The sequence below is a fragment of the Janthinobacterium sp. GMG1 genome (assembly GCF_034427795.1).
Classification (GTDB): Bacteria; Pseudomonadota; Gammaproteobacteria; order Burkholderiales; family Burkholderiaceae_D; genus Janthinobacterium.
Genome location: NZ_JAXQNT010000003.1, coordinates 600,162 through 617,041 on the forward strand (window position 1 = coordinate 600,162; position 16,880 = coordinate 617,041).

Consider the following 16,880-nt stretch of genomic DNA (forward strand, 5'->3'; position numbering starts at 1 on the left):
GCGTGTTCAGGCCTGCCCCTGGCGCAGCTGCTCGAAGAAGCAGACGGCTGCGCAGGCGGCTACGTTCAACGATTCGATCTGGCCCAGGTGGGGAATGACCACCTGGTGCGTCGCCATCGACAGCAGGTCATCAGCCACGCCCTGCCCCTCATGGCCGAACAGCCAGGCGACGGACTGGCGCAGGTCGACGTCGTACAGGCGCTGGGTGGCATAGCCGCTGGTAGCGAGCGTCGCCACCCTGGCGCCGGAAACGAGCGCCGCCAGGTCGACGTTTTCAAAGATGTCGAGCACGAAGTGCGCGCCCATCGCCGCGCGCAGCACCTTCGGCGACCAGCAGAAGGCCGTGCCGGCGCTGCAGTACACCTGCGTGATGCCGGCGGCGGCCGCGCTGCGCAGGATGGAGCCCACGTTGCCTGGATCCTGCAAATTATCGAGCAGCACGGCCGACACGCTCAGGGGCTGCGTGACGGCCCGTTCCGGCGTCTCGACGAGGAACATCACGCCCACGCCGTGTTCGACCTGGCTCACCGCGTTATACAGCGCGTCCGGCAAGCCCAGTACGTGTGCGCGCTGGCTTTCCAGCTGGCCGACGATGTCCGCCACTTCCGGGTTCTGCAAGGCGCTTTCGCTGACGATGCATTGCTCCGGCATGCCGCGCAGCTGCAGATACGACTGGCACAGGTGCACGCCGTCGAGCAGGGTGCGGCCCGACTTGCGGCGCGCCTGCGAACTGCCCGCCAGTTTCAGCAAATCCTTGTATTGCGCATTGTCGCGCGAGGTGATCGTCTTCATGCCACCACCTCTTGTCCGCCAAACAGGGCGATCACGTTGCGCACGGGCGCGAACGAGCGGCGGTGCGCGGGCGAGGCGCCGTGCAGGTGCAGGCGTTCCAGGTGCAGCTTGGTGCCGTAACCCTTGTGCTGGTCGAAGCAGTATTCGGGATAGGCCGCATGCAGGTGCACGAGGGCCGCATCGCGCGCCGTCTTGGCCAGAATCGAGGCAGCGGAAATCGAATCGACCTTGTCGTCGCCACCGATGATGGCCATGCCGCGTATCGGCATCACGGGACAGCGGTTGCCGTCGATCAGGGCCAGGGTCGGCACGGTCGCCAGCGCCTCGACGGCGCGGCGCATGGCCAGCATCGATGCCTGCAAAATGTTCAGGCGGTCGATCTCTTCTTCCGACGCTTCGGCGATGGCCCAGGCCAGGGCCTTGGCCTTGATCTGCGGCGCCAGCAGGTCGCGCTTGGCTTCGCTGAGTTTTTTCGAATCGCGCAAGCCGTCGATGGGCTGGTTCGGGTCGAGGATCACGGCGGCGGCGAACACGGGGCCGGCCAGCGGACCGCGTCCTGCCTCGTCGACACCGCAGATGATTTCATCGAGCGAGAATGGCAAGTCGTCAAACAGGCCGGGATAGATATTTTTCACGTTGAATCTTTGGTTGGTACTGCGGTTGAAGCTGTGATCGGGCTTACTTGCGGTTGGCGGCGATGACCTGCATGACGGCGTTGGCGCTTTCAAGCGCACTGTCGCGCAGCAGGCTGTGGTGCATGTCCGTGAAGCGCTGCACCAGACGCAAGCGGCCCGGCACGTCGCTCAGTTGCTGCCACATGGCCTCGGCCAGCGCTTCCGGGCTGGCCGCGTTTTGCAGCAGCTCAGGCACCAGGTAGTCGCGCGCCAGGATGTTCGGCAAACCTATCCATGGCTGGTAGCCCATGTGGCGCATGATTTCCCACGAGGCGCGCATCATCTTGTAGGCGATGACCATGGGCTTCTTGTACAGCGCCACTTCCAGCGACGCGGTGCCGGACGCCACCAGCACCGCATCGGCGGCGCAGATGGCCGTGTGCGAGCCACCGTCCGTGAGCAGGATCTCGACGTCCTGCAAGCCCGCTTCCGCGATCAACTGCAGGAAGTACTGGCGCTGTTTTTCGCCGGCCATGGGCGCGACGAAACGCAAGGAGCGGTCGCGCGCCAGCAGCAGCTTGCAGGCGCCGACAAAGGCTACCGTATTGTATTTGAGTTCACCAATGCGGCTGCCCGGCATCAGGGTCACGACATTCGCGTCTTCCGGCAAGCCCAGGGTGCGGCGCGCGGCCGCTTCGTCGGGCTGCAACGGAATCATTTCAGCCAGCGGATGGCCGACGTAGGTGACGGGCACGCCCGCCTTGCGGTAGATTTCTTCCTCAAACGGGAAGATCACCAGCATGTGCGAGACAGCCTTGATGATTTTCTTGATGCGGCCGCCGCGCCAGGCCCAGATCTGCGGCCCGATGTAATGCACGGTGGGGATGCCGCCTTCCTTGAGCTGCTGTTCCAGTCCCAGGTTGAAACCCGGATAGTCGGCGCCGATGAAAACGGCGGGACGCTCGGCCAGCAACTGGTCGCGCAGCGCGTTCTGAATACCTTTGATCTCGCGGTAGCGGGGAATGATCTCGAACAGGCCGCGCACGGTCAGCTTGTCGAGCGGCCAGTCGGACACAAAGCCCTGCTTGGCCATGTGCTCGCCGCCGATGCCGTGGAAACGCGCGCCGGGCAGCTGCGGCACGAGGCCGGACAGCAGCCGGCTGGCCAGCAGATCGCCCGATACCTCGCCGGCGACGATGGCGACCGACAGGCCGCCGGACTGGTCAGCGGACGATGCCACGCGACGCCACGCCAAGGAATTCGCGCATGGCGCGAATGTGTTCCGCCACTTCGGGCGACGATGCCGCTTCTTCTTCGAACAGGGCTGCCTTGGATTCCTCCAGGGTCAGTCCCGAGCGGTAGATGAGTTTATACGCGGTGCGGATGCCGTTGATCTGCTCGCGCGTAAAGCCGCGGCGTTTCAGGCCTTCGATATTGACGCCGTGCGCTTGCGCCGGATTGCCGTTCAACAGGACGAACGGCGGCACGTCCTGCGTCAGGCTGGTGCTCATGCCGACAAAGGCGTGCGCGCCGATCTTGCAGAACTGGTGCACGTTGGCAAAGCCGCTCATGATGACCCAGTCGCCGATTTCCACGTGGCCCGCCAGTTGGGCATTGTTCGAAAAGATGGTGTTGTTGCCCACCAGGCAGTCGTGCGCCAGGTGCACATACGCCGAGATCCAGTTGTCGTTGCCCAGGCGCGTCACGCCGCCACCTTGCACGGTTCCCGTGTTGAAGGTGCAGAATTCGCGGATGGTGTTGCGGTCGCCGATTTCCAGGCGCGTCGCCTCGCCCGCCCATTTTTTATCCTGCGGCTGCGCGCCGATGGAAGAAAACTGGAACAGGTGGTTGTCGCTGCCGATCGTCGTGTGGCCGTCGATGACCACGTGCGGGCCAACCTTGGTGCCAGCGCCGATGCGCACGTGCGGACCGATGATGGTGTACGGACCCACTTCGACCGAGCTGTCGAGCTCGGCCTTCGGATCGATGACTGCCGTGGAGTGGATGGCCGCCATATCACTGCCCCGCTGGCTGACTCGCAGACTGGCTCGCATCCTGCGCGCTGCGGATGGTACACATCAGTTCACCTTCCACCGCCAACTTGCCGTCGACCGTACCGACGGCCTTGTATTTCCAGATGCCGCGCGAAACGCGCAGGATTTCCACATCCATCTTCAGCTGGTCGCCCGGTTCGACGGGGCGCTTGAAGCGCGCGTTATCGATGCCGACAAAGTACACGACCGAATTTTCGTCCGGTTTCACGCCCATCGACAGGAACGACAGCAAGGCCGCCGTCTGTGCCAGCGCTTCGATCATCAGCACGCCAGGCATGACCGGCTTGTGCGGGAAATGGCCCTGGAAGAACTCTTCGTTGACCGTCACGTTCTTGATGGCGGTGATGGTTTTGTTCGCTTCCCAGTCCAGCACGCGGTCAACCAGCAGCAGCGGGTAACGGTGCGGCAGCAGCGATTTGATGGCGAGGATGTCGAGGGTCTTTTTTTCAGTAGTCATTTTTCGTCTTGCGTGGTCAGTGTTTTAATTGTTTTTTCAAGCGCACGGATCTTTTCGCGCATGCTTGACAGGTTGCGCACGATGGCGGCGCTCTTTTCCCAGTCGGCGTTCTTGGCAAGCGGATAAAAACCCGTGTACTGGCCAGGCTCCGCGATCGAACGCGAGACCATGCTGCCCGAGCCCACGTGGACGCGATCGGCAATGGTCAGGTGGCCCAGCACCATGGCGGCACCGCCAAAGGTGCAGTACTTGCCGATGATGGCGCTGCCGGCCACGCCGACGCAGCCGGCCATGGCCGTATGCGCGCCGATATGGCAGTTGTGGCCGATCTGGATCTGGTTATCGAGCTTGACGCCATCTTCGATGATGGTGTCGGCCAGGGCGCCGCGGTCAATGGTGGTGTTGGCGCCGATATCGACATCGTCACCGATCACCACCCTGCCCGTCTGCGGAATCTTGATATACACGCCGCCTTCGTTGGCGAAGCCGAATCCGTCGGTGCCGATCACGGCGCCCGAATGGATGATGCCGCGCTGGCCGATCACGCAGCGCGCATGGAAGGTCACGTTGGCAAGCAGTTGCGTGCCCGCGCCGATGACGGCGTCGCGTCCCACCACGCAGCCAGGCCCGATGACGCAGCCGGCACCGATCACGGCACCCGCTTCGATCACGGCGCGCGGTCCGACCGATGCGGTCGCATCGACCTGCGCACCATCATCGACGATGGCGCTGGCATGGATACCCACGGGCGGCTTGATCTCGTGCAGGGCGGCGAAATACTGTGCCGCGCGCGCGAAATACACATAGGGATTCGGTGTGACGATGCGCGCGCCGGCGTAGTCGTCGCCGATCAGCGCGTCATCGGCCGGCGTGAGGATCAGCGCGGCAGCGCCGCTCTGGGCGGCCTGCGCGCGGAATTTGCTATTGCTGAGAAAGCTGATGTGCGAAGCGCCGGCGTCGGCCAGCGGTGCGATGCCTGTAACTTCCAGGTTGGCATCGCCCGCCAATTGCCCGCCGAAGCGTTCGACCAATTCTCCTAGTCGAGTGCCCATCTAATTACCTCTATTCTAATATTACTTGTCCAGCGCCTTCAATACCTTGTCGGTAATGTCGATGCGCGGGCTGGCCCACAGGGCTTCCTGCAGCACGATGTCATATCCTTCGATATGCGCCATCTGCTGGATGATGGTGTTGGCTTTTTCCGCGATGGCGCTGCGCTCTTCGTTCGTGCGCTGGCTCAAGTCTTCGCGGAACTCGCGCTGGCGGCGTTGCAGCTCCTTGTCCAGCTCGAAAAACTCGCGCTGGCGCTTGGCGCGCTCCGCCTCGCTCAGGGTCGGCATGTCCTTTTCCAGGGCTTCGTTGGCGACCTTGAAGCGGCTGGCCAGTTCCTGCACGGCTTTTTCACGCGAGCGGAACTCTTCGGCCAGCTTGGCGCTGGCCAGCTTGGCCAGCCTCGATTCGTTATAAATACGTTCGCTGCTGATCCAGGCGATCTTCGACTCCTGAGCCTGCGCCTGCACCGGCAACAGCGAACTCCAGCACAATGCAATCATGGCAAGGGACTTGGGCAGGGTGGCGGATGCGGTGTTCATGATACTCCATGGTCAAAAAGTAAAAGCTGTCGCCCCGGTTCAGATGGCCGGTTAGAAACCGGTGCCCATCTGGAACTGGAAGCGCTCCAGGCGGTCCGTCGGCTTGGCGTTCAGCGGCTTGGCATAGCTCAGCTTGAGCGGGCCCACCGGTGAAATCCAGCTGATGCCCAAGCCAGCAGAATAGCGTAATTGCGAAATCCGCATTTTTTCGCCTTCCTGGTAGACCTGGCCGCCGTCAAGGAAACCGAACCAGCGCAAGCTGCGGTCATTTCCCGAACCAGGGAATGGCATCTGCAGTTCCGCGTTACCGATCAGGCGCGAAGCGCCGCCCAGGGCATCGTTGGTGCTCGGCTCAACCGCGCCCAGCGAAGAGCTCAGGTAGCCGCGCACCGAACCGATGCCGCCGCCGTAGAAGTTCTTGAAGACCGGATACACGTGCTTGCCGATACCGTGACCGTAATCGAGTTCGCCCTTGAGCGCCAGGGTGACCTTGCTGAACAGCGGACGGAAGTACTGGTGCTCGTAGATGGCACGGAAGTACTTCTGGTCGCCGATCACGTCCGCCTCCAGGTTGATGCGCTGGTAGCGGCCGATCGATGGCGTCAGGGCACTGTCGCGGCTGTCGCGCTGCCATGCCGCCGTCAGCGGAATGGAGTTGGTGGTGGCCGAACCGATACCGTCGGACGGGCCGCCATTGTCGACCACGTACTGCTTGAAGCGGATCGGGCTGGTGATGTCCGTCTCGATGCGCGAGCGCTCGGCGCCGATACCGAAGAAGACGGTGTCGACTTCGGAGAACGGCACGCCGAAACTGACGCGGCCACCGGTTTGCTTGATCTTGTAGCTGCCGATGTTCAGCGCCGGCGGTTCCGTCGTCCGCAGGTAGACTTCAAAGCTGCGCGAAATGCCGTCGTCCGTGAAGTACGGATTGGTTTGCGAAAACGCGATCGTGCGGCTGTAATGGCTGGTATTGAGTTCGATACCGACCGTGTTGCCGCTACCGGCAAAGTTGGCCTGCGAAATCGACGCCGACAGGGTGAATTTTTCCGATTGCGAGAAGGCGCCGCCGATCAGGAAGTTGCCGGTTGGTTTCTCCACCACCGTCACGTTGACGTCGACCTGGTCGGTCGTGCCCTGCGCTTCCGGCGTGTCGATGGTCACGTCCTTGAAGTAGCCGAGACGGTCGACACGGTCGCGCGACAGCTTGATCTTGTTGCTGTCATACCAGGACGATTCGAACTGGCGGAATTCGCGGCGGATGACTTCATCGCGCGTGGTGGTATTGCCGGCGATATTCATGTGGCGCACGTAGACGCGCTTGCCCGGATCGATGAAGAAGGTGAAACCGACTTCATGCTTCTCGCGGTTGATTTCCGGATTGGCGTTGACGTTGGCAAAGGCGTAGCCGAACGTGGCCAGGCGATCCTGGATGCGCTTGTTGGTGGCCGTCAGGCGCGCGCCCGAATAGATCTCGCCTTCGCGCATCAGGTTCAGGGCTTTCAGCTCTTCTTCGCGGCCGAACATCTCGCCTTCGAACTTGGTGCCGGCGATCTTGTACTTTTCACCTTCGGTGATATTGATCGTCAGGTAAATGTCTTTTTTATCGGGCGTGATCGACACTTGCGTCGAGTCGACCTGCATCTCGATATAGCCGCGGTCCAGGTAGTAGGACTTGAGCGCCTCGATGTCGCCCGTCAGCTTGGTCTTCGAATATTGGTCAGCCTTGGTGTACCAGCTGAACCAGCCGCCCGTGTTCAGGGCCAGCTGCTCGCGCAGCTCCTTGTCGGTGAAGGCCTTGTTGCCGACGATGTTGATCTGCTTGATGCGGGCCACGTCGCCCTCGTCGACGGCGAACACCACGTTGACGCGGTTGCGCTCGATCGGCGTGACGGTGGTGGTGATCTTCACGCCGTACAGGCCATGCGACAGGTACTGGCGCTTGAGTTCCTGTTCCGCGCGGTCGACGGATGCCTTGTCGAAAATTTTGGCTTCACCGACGCCGATTTCCTTCAATGCCTTGACCAGCACATCCTTTTCAAATTCCTTGGTACCCGTAAATGCCACGGAAGCGATGGCCGGACGTTCCTCGACCAGCACCACCAGCACGTCGCCATCGGCTTCCAGGCGCACATCCTTGAACATGCCCGTCGCATACAGGGCCTTGATGGCGGCGATACTCTTCTCGTCGGAGAACGTTTCGCCGACCCGCACCGGCAGGTAGGCAAAGACGGTGCCCGCTTCGGTACGCTGGATCCCTTCGACCCGGATGTCCTTGACAGTAAATGGCTGGACGGCCAGCGCGTGGCCGGAACAGATGGCCATGACGGCGGCGCCGATCAGGCTGCGGCGAAAGGAAGGCAAGGCAAAACGAGCAGAATGTAATTTCATTGGGGTTATTCAATGGGTAAATCAATGGACAACATACACAAAAGATTGCTTGTGCGACTCACGCAATGGCATCAACCACCGCCCTAATTCAGCAATCGCAACACGTCATTAAAGACGGCAAGCACCATCAAGGTCAGCAACAAACCGATCCCCAGGCGCTGGGCAATCTCGCCTACGCGCTCCGGCAAGGGGCGTCCGGTCAAAACTTCCAGCGAATAATACAGCAAATGCCCGCCATCCAGAACAGGAATGGGTAGCAAATTCATCACGCCCAGACTGATACTGATGAAGGCGATGAAGCTCAGGTAGCTTACCAGGCCGATGCGCGCCGTCTGGCCCGCATAATCGGCGATGGTAATGGGACCCGTCACATTCTTCAGCGAGACCTGGCCGGTGATCATTTTGCCCAGCATTTTCAGGCTCATGACACTGGTATCCCAGACCTTGGTGGACGCCTTGCCCACGGCAGAGAACGGTCCGGATGCCACGGTGATCATATCCGGCACCTGTCCCAGCTTTGCCTGTATCTTACCAACTGTTACAGCTCCCTCTGCCCCGGCGCCCGGCACGGCGTCCGGCGTGATGGACTGGGTCAGGTCCTGGCCCTGGCGCAAGAGTTGCAATTGCAGGGTCCGGCCCGGCGCCTGGCTCAGGGTGGCGATCACGGCCGCCACGTCGTGCACGGGCTGTTCGTCGATGGCCAGGATCTGGTCGTTTTTCTGCAGGCCGGCGCGCGCGGCGGCGCCACCGGGCATGATTTCCATCAAGGTAGGCGCGGAACGGGCCAGGGTCAGGCCCAGCTTGCCCAGCACGTCGCCTTCCAGGTCCGTCTCCGTCAGGCTGGCCGTCGGCAAGGTCGCCTCCTGCTGGCCACGGTCGGGACGGCGCACTTCGATGCGCGCCGGCTGCTTGTCGAGGGTAGCCTGGATCAGCTCCCAGCGCAGCTCGGACCAGCTGGCCACGGCCTTGCCATTCACCGCCTCGACCGTATCGCCGCTGCGCAAGCCGGCCGCGTAGGCGGCCGTCTCTTCGGCCACGGGGCCGAGCTTGCTCGACGGCTCTTCGATGCCATGCATGAACAGACCCGCGTACAGCACGATGGCGACGAGGAAATTGGCCAGCGGGCCGGCGGCCACGATGGCGATGCGGCGCCACACGCTCTGGCGCGTGAATTCGCGGCGCAATTCGCTTTCCGGCAAATCGCTGAGGTCTTGCGCGCGACTGTCGAGCATGCTCACATAGCCGCCCAGCGGCAGCGCGGAAATCGCCCACTCCGTCTGGTCCTTGCCAAACTTGCGCGAATACACCACTTTTCCCATGCCGATCGAGAAACGCAGCACTTTGACGCCGCACCAGCGCGCCACCAGATAGTGGCCCAGTTCGTGCAAGGTGATCAGCGAGCCCAGCGCAACGATGAACGCCAGCAAGGTGGTAATCAAGGTCATGCGGCCAGCCTCTGGGCAATGTATGCCTGCGCAGCCTCTCTGGCCAGGCGGTCCTGCTCCATCACGGCCTCGATGCTGGAAGCGGCGCCGTGCGGCACCGTTTCGATCACGTGGGCGATGACCCGGTCGATCTGGCGGAAGCCGATCTGCTCGCCAAGAAACGCTTGCACGGCCACTTCATTGGCCGCGTTGAGCAGGGCCGGCGCCGTGCCGCCCGCGCGCAGGGCGTCGAAGGCCAGCGCCAGACAGGGGAAGCGGCGGAAGTCGGGACGTTCGAACTGCAGGGTGGCCACTTGCGCCAGGTCCAGTTGCGCCACGCCGGAAGCGATACGCTGCGGATACGCCAGCGCATGGGCGATCGGCGTGCGCATGTCCGGATTGCCCAGCTGGGCCAGTACGGAACCGTCGATGTACGACACCATCGAATGGATCACGCTTTGCGGGTGGATCAGCACTTCGATCTGGTCGGCCGGCGCGCCGAACAGCCAGTGCGCCTCGATCACTTCCAGGCCCTTGTTCATCATGGTGGCCGAATCGACGGAAATCTTGCGGCCCATGGCCCAGGTCGGGTGCTTGCAGGCCTGGTCCGGCGTGACCGTGTCGAGCGTTTCGACGTCACGCGTGAGGAAAGGGCCACCGGAAGCCGTCAGCACGATCTTCGCCACGCCAGCGGCGCCAGGCGCGCGGCCATGGGCATGCGGCATGCATTGGAAAATGGCGTTATGTTCGCTGTCGATCGGCAGCAGCACGGCGCCGTTATCGTGCACGGCATCGATGAACAGCTGGCCGGACATGACCAGCGCCTCCTTATTGGCCAACAATACTTTCTTGCCAGCACGTGCCGCCGCCAGGGTGGGCGCCAAGCCAGCCGCGCCAACGATGGCCGCCATCACGCCCGTCACTTGCGGCGCGCTGGCGATGGCGCACAGGGCGTCCACGCCATACTCGACCTGCGTATCGACGCCCTGCCCGCGCAGCAAGCGCGTCAGTTCAAGGGCGGCGTCCGCCGTGCCGACGACGGCGCGCAGGGGACGAAATTGCAGACACTGGGCGGCCAGTTCGGCCACACGGCTGTGCGCGCTCAGCGCATACACGCTGTATTGCTCGGGATGACGCGCGAGCACGTCCAGGGTGGACACGCCGACCGAACCGGTCGCGCCAAGAATGGTGATGTATTGCATGAGTTTCCTTAAAGCCAGCTGGCCACGAGGGCGGCAAATGGCAGGACCGGGATCAAGGCGTCGATACGGTCGAGTACGCCGCCATGGCCAGGCAGCAGGTTGCTGCTGTCCTTGATGCCGGCGCGGCGCTTCAATTGGGATTCGAACAGGTCGCCGACGATGCTGGCGGCGACGATCAGCAGCAGCACCAGCAAGGCCACCAGCCAGCCGCGGCGTAATTGCAGCTGCACGGCAAAGGTGTCTTGCAAGACCGGCAGCGATGGCGCGGCCACGATGGTGATGGCGGAGATGACGAGCACGGCGATGCCGCCGCCGATAGCGCCTTCCCAGGATTTACCTGGGGAAATGCTTGGCGCCAGCTTGCGCTTGCCGAAAGCCTTGCCCGAGAAGTACGCGCCGATATCGGCGATCCACACGAGGGCCATGACGGACAGCAGGAACAAGGGGCTATGCAGGAACAGGGCGATGATGGCGACGAAGCAGCCGACGATGGTCACCGGGTACACCAGGCTGAGCAAGGTGTTGCCCAGGCCTTCTGTGGGCGGCAAGCCCGTCGCCAGCGAGGGCACGAAGCGGATCAGCCAGATGGCCACGCACAGGGCGAACCAGAAATTGAGCTGCGCCATGCCGTTGCCGACAAAAAACGTATACGCGAAGGCGGCAGTCCAGACGGCGGCAATCAGCAGCGCCTGGCGATTTTTGAAAATGCGGAAGCTTTCCCAGACGGCGGCGCCGAAGAACGCCGTGGCGATCACGGCGAAGGCGGGGAAATAATTCAGATACAGAACCGGCAGCAAGACCGCCAACAAGACCAGGGCGGTGATTATCCGTGTTTTCAGCATCAGTTTGTCTTTTCAGTTAATTGCGCGCTGGTACGGCCAAAGCGCCGTTCGCGCTGCTGGTAAGACGCGATTGCCGCGTCGAGGCACTCGTCATTGAAGTCGGGCCAGAAAGTCTCGGTAAAAAACAACTCAGTGTACGCCAGTTGCCACAGGAGGAAATTGGAAATGCGCTGCTCGCCGCCCGTGCGGATGAACAGGTCGGGCTCGGGCGCGTAGGCCATGGCCAGGTGCGGCGCCAGTTGCTCTTCCGTAAAGGCATGCGCCAGGGCCTGGCCATTGGCTGCCGCCTCGGCCGTCATTTTATTGACTGCCTGCATGATGTCCCAACGGCCGCCATAATTGGCGCAGATGGACACCGTCAGGCGCGTGTTGTTCGCCGTCTTGCGCTCCGCATTGGCGATCAGGGTTTGCAGCTGTTCATTGAAGCGCGACAGGTCGCCCACCACCTTCAGGCGGATATCGTTGGCATGCATCTTGACCACTTCGCGTTCCAGCATGGTGACGAACAGGCGCATCAGCATCGACACCTCTTCTTCCGGGCGGCGCCAGTTTTCAGAACTGAAGGCAAACAGGGTCAGATACTCGACACCGCGTTCGAGGCAAGTCTCGACGATGCCGCGCACGGCGTCGGCGCCCTTGACGTGGCCAGCCACGCGGGGCAGGAAGCGTTTGGTTGCCCAGCGGCCATTGCCATCCATAATGATTGCCACATGGCGCGGCACCGTACCCACCTCAGGTACTGCCGTTGTCGAACTCGAATAGATCATGAAAACAAGAATACCAAAAATAAAAGATAGTTATTATGCGCCAAATAGCACTGCCCGGAAAAGCCATGCTTTTCCGGGCAGCGTCGAAGGACTGAAAACTAGACGGTCAGCACTTCTTTTTCTTTGTCAACGACCATCTTGTCGATGTCGGCAATAAACTTGTCCGTCAGTTTCTGCACTTCTTCCGACGAGCGGCGCTCATCGTCCTCGGAACAGGCTTTTTCCTTGACCAGTTTCTTCAGCGACTCATTCGCATCGCGGCGAATATTACGCACGGCAATCTTCGCGTCTTCCGCTTCGCTCTTGACCAGCTTGACCATTTCCTTGCGGCGCTCTTCCGTCAGCGGCGGCGTCGGAACGCGGATCAGGTCGCCCTGTGCCGACGGGTTCAGACCCAGGTCGGCGTCGCGGATGGCTTTTTCGATGGTGTTGGCCATCTTTTTTTCGTACGGCTGCACACCGATGGTGCGCGCGTCGATCAGGGTCACGTTGGCGACCTGGGTCAGCGCCGTCGGCGAACCGTAGTAATCGACCATCACGTGGTCCAGGATACCCGTATGGGCGCGGCCGGTACGCACTTTGGCCAGATCGGCCCGCAGTGTTTCCAGCGACTTCGTCATGCGTTCCTGGGTGTTCTTTTTAACGTCAGCTAAGGACATACGCCCTCCTATATCTTGATAATAAATGGGTATTACAATTATTCACTGCAGTGTAAATGTTCGCGCAATCGGGAGTGCCGAAAACCGTTCAGGGCAAGGCGCAGCGCCGAAGACAGTACTTAATGTACGGCGAGGCGCTGCAACGCAGCCATGGACGGTTTCTCGGTGCTCCTTATTTCTACACGTGAACCAGCGTGCCTTCATCTTCACCCATGATGACGCGCATCAGCGCGCCTGGCTTGGTGATCGAAAACACTTTGATTGGCAGTTTCTGGTCGCGGCACAGGGCGAATGCGGTGGCATCCATCACTTGCAGGTGCTTGGCGATGGCGTCGTCGAACGTAATCGTGTGGAACAGGGTGGCGTTCGGATCCTTCTGCGGATCGGCCGTGTAGACGCCGTCGACCTTGGTGGCCTTCAGGACGATCTCGGCGCTGATCTCGGCACCGCGCAGGGCAGCTGCCGTGTCGGTGGTGAAGAACGGATTGCCGGTGCCGGCGGCGAAGACCACCACTTTACCTTCTTCCAGGTATTGCAGGGCTTTCGGGCGGACGTACGGCTCGACCACTTGCTCAATGCCGATGGCCGACATGACGCGCGCGGTGATACCGACGTGGCGCATGGCATCAGCCAGGGCCAGTGCGTTCATCACCGTGGCAAGCATGCCCATGTAGTCGGCGGTGGCACGGTCCATGCCTTGCGCGCCAGGCGCGACGCCGCGGAAGATATTGCCGCCGCCAATCACGATTGCCAGTTCCACACCCAACTTCGCCACCTCGGCCACATCGGCCACCATGCGCTCGATCGTGGCGCGGTTGATGCCGTAGGGATCATCTCCCATCAGGGCTTCGCCGGACAACTTGAGGAGGACGCGCTTGTAGGCTGGTTTTGACATGAGCTGGGGCTCCATAAATGAGGTTATTCGAGTATGACATGGCGCAGCGCCTTGCAGCGCCGGATAGGCGCGCGGGGCTGCCCATGCCGCCGCCCGGCACGACAGGTGCGGGCGGGCCAAAAAAACGGGCCTCTCGGCCCGCTTTACTTACGCTCCCTGGGAGGCAGCCATCTGTGCTGCGACTTCTGCTGCGAAGTCGTCTTGCTTCTTCTCGATGCCCTCGCCCACTACGTACATGGCGAAACCTTTGACGCTGGTGTTAGCCGCCTTCAGCATTTGCTCAACCGACAGCTTGTCGTTTTTCACGAAAGCCTGGTTCAGCAGGGATACTTCTTTCAGGAACTTCTGTACGGAACCTTCCAGGCGCTTGGCCAGGATTTCCGGCGATTGCGCTGGCTTGCCTTCGGCGGCCGCTTTGGCTGCGTCTTCTTCGGCTTTCAGTTGTGCAACCGAGCGCTCTTTTTCGATCAGTTCCGCAGGAACTTCGTTCGACGACAGCGACACTGGCTTCATGGCAGCGATGTGCATGGCCACATCTTTGCCCACTTGCTCATCGGCACCGTCGAATTCGACGATCACGCCAATGCGCGAACCGTGCAGGTACGAAGCCAGCTTGGCGGTGGTTTCGAAGCGCTGGAAGCGGCGGATGGTCATGTTTTCGCCGATTTTGCCGATCAGGGCAGCGCGCACATCGTCCAGGGTCTTGCCATCGAGTGGCAGGGCCAGCAGGGCAGCGACGTCAGCCGGGTTGTGTTCTGCCACCAGACGGGCAGCGTTGTTGGCCAGTGCCAGGAAATCGTCGTTTTTCGCAACGAAGTCGGTTTCCGAGTTCACTTCGACCAGGGCGCCTACGCCATTGGCGATGTAGGTTGCCACGACGCCTTCAGCGGTGATGCGTGCCGATGCTTTCGATGCCTTGCCGCCCAGTTTGACGCGCAGGATCTCTTCCGCACGCGCCATGTCGCCTTCGGCTTCGGTCAGTGCTTTTTTGCATTCCATCATTGGTGCGTCGGTTTTGCCGCGCAATTCGCCTACCATCGCTGCTGTAATCGCTGCCATGTGTTTCTCCTGATTCGGTGAGTCGATAGTCGCGGCCGGGCATGCATGCCTCGCCAGCGGTCACTATCGTTTTTTTGTTAAAAAAAAGGGGGAGCTGCTGCCACCCCTTTTCCCTTACTGCTGTGCTTACAAACGGCTATCTTGCGATAGCCTGGCCATTAAGCCTGTTCGTTTACTTCGACGAATTCGTCGCCAGCGGCTGCTTTAACCATTTCAACAACTTCGTTACCGGCAGCTGCACGGCCTTCGATGATTGCATCAGCAACACCGCGAGCGTACAACATGATGGCTTTCGAGGAGTCATCGTTACCTGGGATCACGAAGTTCACGCCTTCTGGGGAGTGGTTGGTATCGACAACGCCGATGACCGGGATACCCAGTTTAGCTGCTTCGGTGATCGCACCTTTGTGGTAGCCGACGTCGACGACGAAGATTGCGTCAGGAATGCCGCCCATGTCCTTGATGCCGCCGATCGATTTTTGCAGCTTGATCATTTCGCGGGAGAACATCAGCGCTTCTTTTTTCGACAGCTTCTCGATCGAACCGTCTTCGATCATCACTTCCATGTCTTTCAGACGCTTGATCGAGGTTTTGATCGTTTTGAAGTTGGTCAGCATGCCGCCCAACCAACGTTGATCAACGAAAGGCACGCCAGCGCGTTGCGCTTCAGCAGCGATGATTTCGCGAGCTTGACGCTTGGTGCCAACCATCAGGATGGTGCCACGGTTTGCAGCCAGTTGACGCACGTGCTTCATTGCGTCCTGGTACATCGCCATGGTTTTTTCCAGGTTGATGATGTGGATCTTGTTGCGATGGCCGAAGATGAACGGTGCCATTTTTGGATTCCAAAAACGGGTTTGGTGACCAAAGTGGACACCGGCTTCCAGCATTTCGCGCATTGTTACGGACATTATTAACTCCAGGGTTGGGTCTGGAATCCGATCAGTCACCATACAGGCACCCTTGTCGACCGGATTCGCGTGTTTATATAAATTAAAGACACTGTTTTACTGCATTGCTTAAAAGAGAATTCAAGCAACCCGGGATTCTACACCGAAATGCCCATTCCATCAAGTCCAGGGCGCAAATCGCGCGCGCAGCGACGGCAAGCGTTGCACCACACTGGTGCAACGCGTATCGACCATCGGTTTTCCCGCAAAAATCGCCTGCCAGCCATAGGATGGAGGCGGCGGATACAGGGCGCCTCGTTTATAATTTCGACATATTTGCAGACTTTTTCCTCACACGCTGAGATTCGTCTGTGCTTTTCACCCGAACATCTTGCAGATTGCGAATTACACCATGTCCACCATCCGTATCAATACCGCCGCCGACATCGAAGGCATGCGCGTTGCCGGCAAACTCGGCGCCGAAGTGCTCGACTACATCACTCCCTTCGTCAAGGTCGGCGTCACGACCGGCGAACTGGACCGTCTGTGCCACGAATACATGGTCAACGTGCAAGGCACCATCCCTGCCCCGCTGAACTACTGTCCTCCTGGCTACACGCCGTACCCGAAAGCCATCTGCACCTCCGTCAACGACGTCATCTGCCACGGCATTCCCGGCGACAAGGTCCTCAAGAGCGGCGACTCCGTCAACCTCGACATCACCGTCATCAAGGATGGCTACCACGGCGACAACAGCCGCATGTTCCTCGTCGGCACGCCGACCATCCTGGCCAAGCGCCTGTCGGAAATCACCTATGAATGCATGTGGCTGGGAATCGACCAGATCAAGCCGGGCGCCCACCTGGGCGATATCGGCCACGCCATCCAGCAGCATGCTGAAAAGGCCGGCTACAGCGTGGTGCGCGAATTCTGCGGCCACGGCATCGGCAAGGTCTTCCATGAAGAACCGCAAGTGTTGCACTACGGCAAACCAGGCACCCTGGAGCGCCTGGAAGCGGGCATGATTTTCACCGTGGAACCGATGATCAATTCGGGCCGCCGCGAAATCCGCGAAATGAACGATGGCTGGACCATCAAAACCAAGGACCGTAGCCTGTCGGCGCAATGGGAACATACGGTGCTGGTAACGGAAACAGGCTATGAAGTGCTGACCGTCTCGCCCGGCATGCCTCCACCGCCCGCCTTGATCCTGAACAAAGCCTGATCCTCCCATCCCACGCACCG

The 16,880-nt window shown here is 60.9% G+C and carries 17 protein-coding genes; 1 reads left to right on the forward strand and 16 read right to left on the reverse strand.

Annotated elements, in window-relative coordinates; genetic code table 11:
• Positions 1–6 precede the first annotated feature (6 nt).
• The 16 genes from SJI03_RS11525 to rpsB all read right to left on the reverse strand — a co-directional run bounded on the left by SJI03_RS11525 (position 7) and on the right by rpsB (position 15,656).
• On the reverse strand, positions 7–792 hold the full coding sequence (locus tag SJI03_RS11525) for an RNA methyltransferase (RefSeq protein WP_322427283.1): 786 nt from the start codon (positions 790–792) through the stop codon (positions 7–9).
• Positions 789–1,427, reverse strand: coding sequence for a ribonuclease HII (gene rnhB / locus SJI03_RS11530; protein WP_322427284.1), 639 nt, complete (start codon positions 1,425–1,427; stop codon positions 789–791). The genes SJI03_RS11525 and rnhB overlap by 4 nt, the downstream gene beginning before the upstream one ends.
• Positions 1,428–1,470: 43 nt before the next feature.
• The gene (lpxB, locus tag SJI03_RS11535; RefSeq protein ID WP_322427285.1) at positions 1,471–2,646 is read right to left on the reverse strand and encodes a lipid-A-disaccharide synthase; all 1,176 of its coding nucleotides are present in this window, start codon (positions 2,644–2,646) and stop codon (positions 1,471–1,473) included.
• Positions 2,630–3,421, reverse strand: coding sequence for an acyl-ACP--UDP-N-acetylglucosamine O-acyltransferase (lpxA, locus tag SJI03_RS11540; RefSeq protein ID WP_092610952.1), 792 nt, complete (start codon positions 3,419–3,421; stop codon positions 2,630–2,632). The genes lpxB and lpxA overlap by 17 nt, the downstream gene beginning before the upstream one ends.
• 1 nt (position 3,422) lies before the next feature.
• Positions 3,423–3,917: a 3-hydroxyacyl-ACP dehydratase FabZ gene (gene fabZ / locus SJI03_RS11545; protein ID WP_046684969.1), complete on the reverse strand. Its 495-nt coding sequence runs from the start codon at positions 3,915–3,917 to the stop codon at positions 3,423–3,425.
• A complete protein-coding gene (gene lpxD / locus SJI03_RS11550; protein WP_099379859.1) occupies positions 3,914–4,969 on the reverse strand; it encodes a UDP-3-O-(3-hydroxymyristoyl)glucosamine N-acyltransferase in 1,056 nt (351 codons plus the stop codon). The genes fabZ and lpxD overlap by 4 nt, the downstream gene beginning before the upstream one ends.
• Positions 4,970–4,990: 21 nt before the next feature.
• Positions 4,991–5,509 (reverse strand): OmpH family outer membrane protein, encoded by a 519-nt coding sequence (locus tag SJI03_RS11555; RefSeq protein ID WP_099379860.1) that lies wholly within the window; start codon positions 5,507–5,509, stop codon positions 4,991–4,993.
• Between the two features lie 51 nt (positions 5,510–5,560).
• Positions 5,561–7,897 carry an outer membrane protein assembly factor BamA gene (gene bamA / locus SJI03_RS11560; RefSeq protein ID WP_099379861.1) on the reverse strand — a complete coding sequence of 779 codons (2,337 nt, stop codon included), beginning with the start codon at positions 7,895–7,897 and terminating at the stop codon, positions 5,561–5,563.
• 83 nt (positions 7,898–7,980) lie between these two features.
• Positions 7,981–9,342 carry an RIP metalloprotease RseP gene (rseP, locus tag SJI03_RS11565; RefSeq protein WP_322427286.1) on the reverse strand — a complete coding sequence of 454 codons (1,362 nt, stop codon included), beginning with the start codon at positions 9,340–9,342 and terminating at the stop codon, positions 7,981–7,983.
• Positions 9,339–10,523, reverse strand: a complete 1,185-nt coding sequence (gene ispC, locus SJI03_RS11570; protein ID WP_322427287.1) for a 1-deoxy-D-xylulose-5-phosphate reductoisomerase — start codon at positions 10,521–10,523, stop codon at positions 9,339–9,341. Before ispC ends, rseP begins: the two co-directional genes overlap by 4 nt.
• Before the next feature lie 8 nt (positions 10,524–10,531).
• Positions 10,532–11,365 carry a phosphatidate cytidylyltransferase gene (locus SJI03_RS11575; RefSeq protein WP_322427288.1) on the reverse strand — a complete coding sequence of 278 codons (834 nt, stop codon included), beginning with the start codon at positions 11,363–11,365 and terminating at the stop codon, positions 10,532–10,534.
• Positions 11,365–12,132, reverse strand: coding sequence for a polyprenyl diphosphate synthase (gene uppS / locus SJI03_RS11580; protein WP_322427289.1), 768 nt, complete (start codon positions 12,130–12,132; stop codon positions 11,365–11,367). The genes SJI03_RS11575 and uppS overlap by 1 nt, the downstream gene beginning before the upstream one ends.
• Before the next feature lie 98 nt (positions 12,133–12,230).
• The gene (frr, locus tag SJI03_RS11585) at positions 12,231–12,791 is read right to left on the reverse strand and encodes a ribosome recycling factor (RefSeq protein WP_034784152.1); all 561 of its coding nucleotides are present in this window, start codon (positions 12,789–12,791) and stop codon (positions 12,231–12,233) included.
• Between the two features lie 178 nt (positions 12,792–12,969).
• Positions 12,970–13,686, reverse strand: coding sequence for a UMP kinase (pyrH, locus tag SJI03_RS11590; RefSeq protein WP_035818156.1), 717 nt, complete (start codon positions 13,684–13,686; stop codon positions 12,970–12,972).
• Between the two features lie 147 nt (positions 13,687–13,833).
• Positions 13,834–14,745 carry a translation elongation factor Ts gene (gene tsf, locus SJI03_RS11595; RefSeq protein WP_322427290.1) on the reverse strand — a complete coding sequence of 304 codons (912 nt, stop codon included), beginning with the start codon at positions 14,743–14,745 and terminating at the stop codon, positions 13,834–13,836.
• A 158-nt stretch (positions 14,746–14,903) separates the two neighbouring features.
• Entirely contained in the window at positions 14,904–15,656 is a 753-nt protein-coding gene (gene rpsB, locus SJI03_RS11600) for a 30S ribosomal protein S2 (RefSeq protein ID WP_010397614.1), read from the reverse strand.
• Positions 15,657–16,047: 391 nt separating this feature from the next.
• Here rpsB and map point away from each other — a divergent pair, with 391 nt between their 5' ends.
• Entirely contained in the window at positions 16,048–16,860 is an 813-nt protein-coding gene (gene map / locus SJI03_RS11605; RefSeq protein WP_035826955.1) for a type I methionyl aminopeptidase, read from the forward strand.
• Positions 16,861–16,880: the final 20 nt, after the last annotated feature.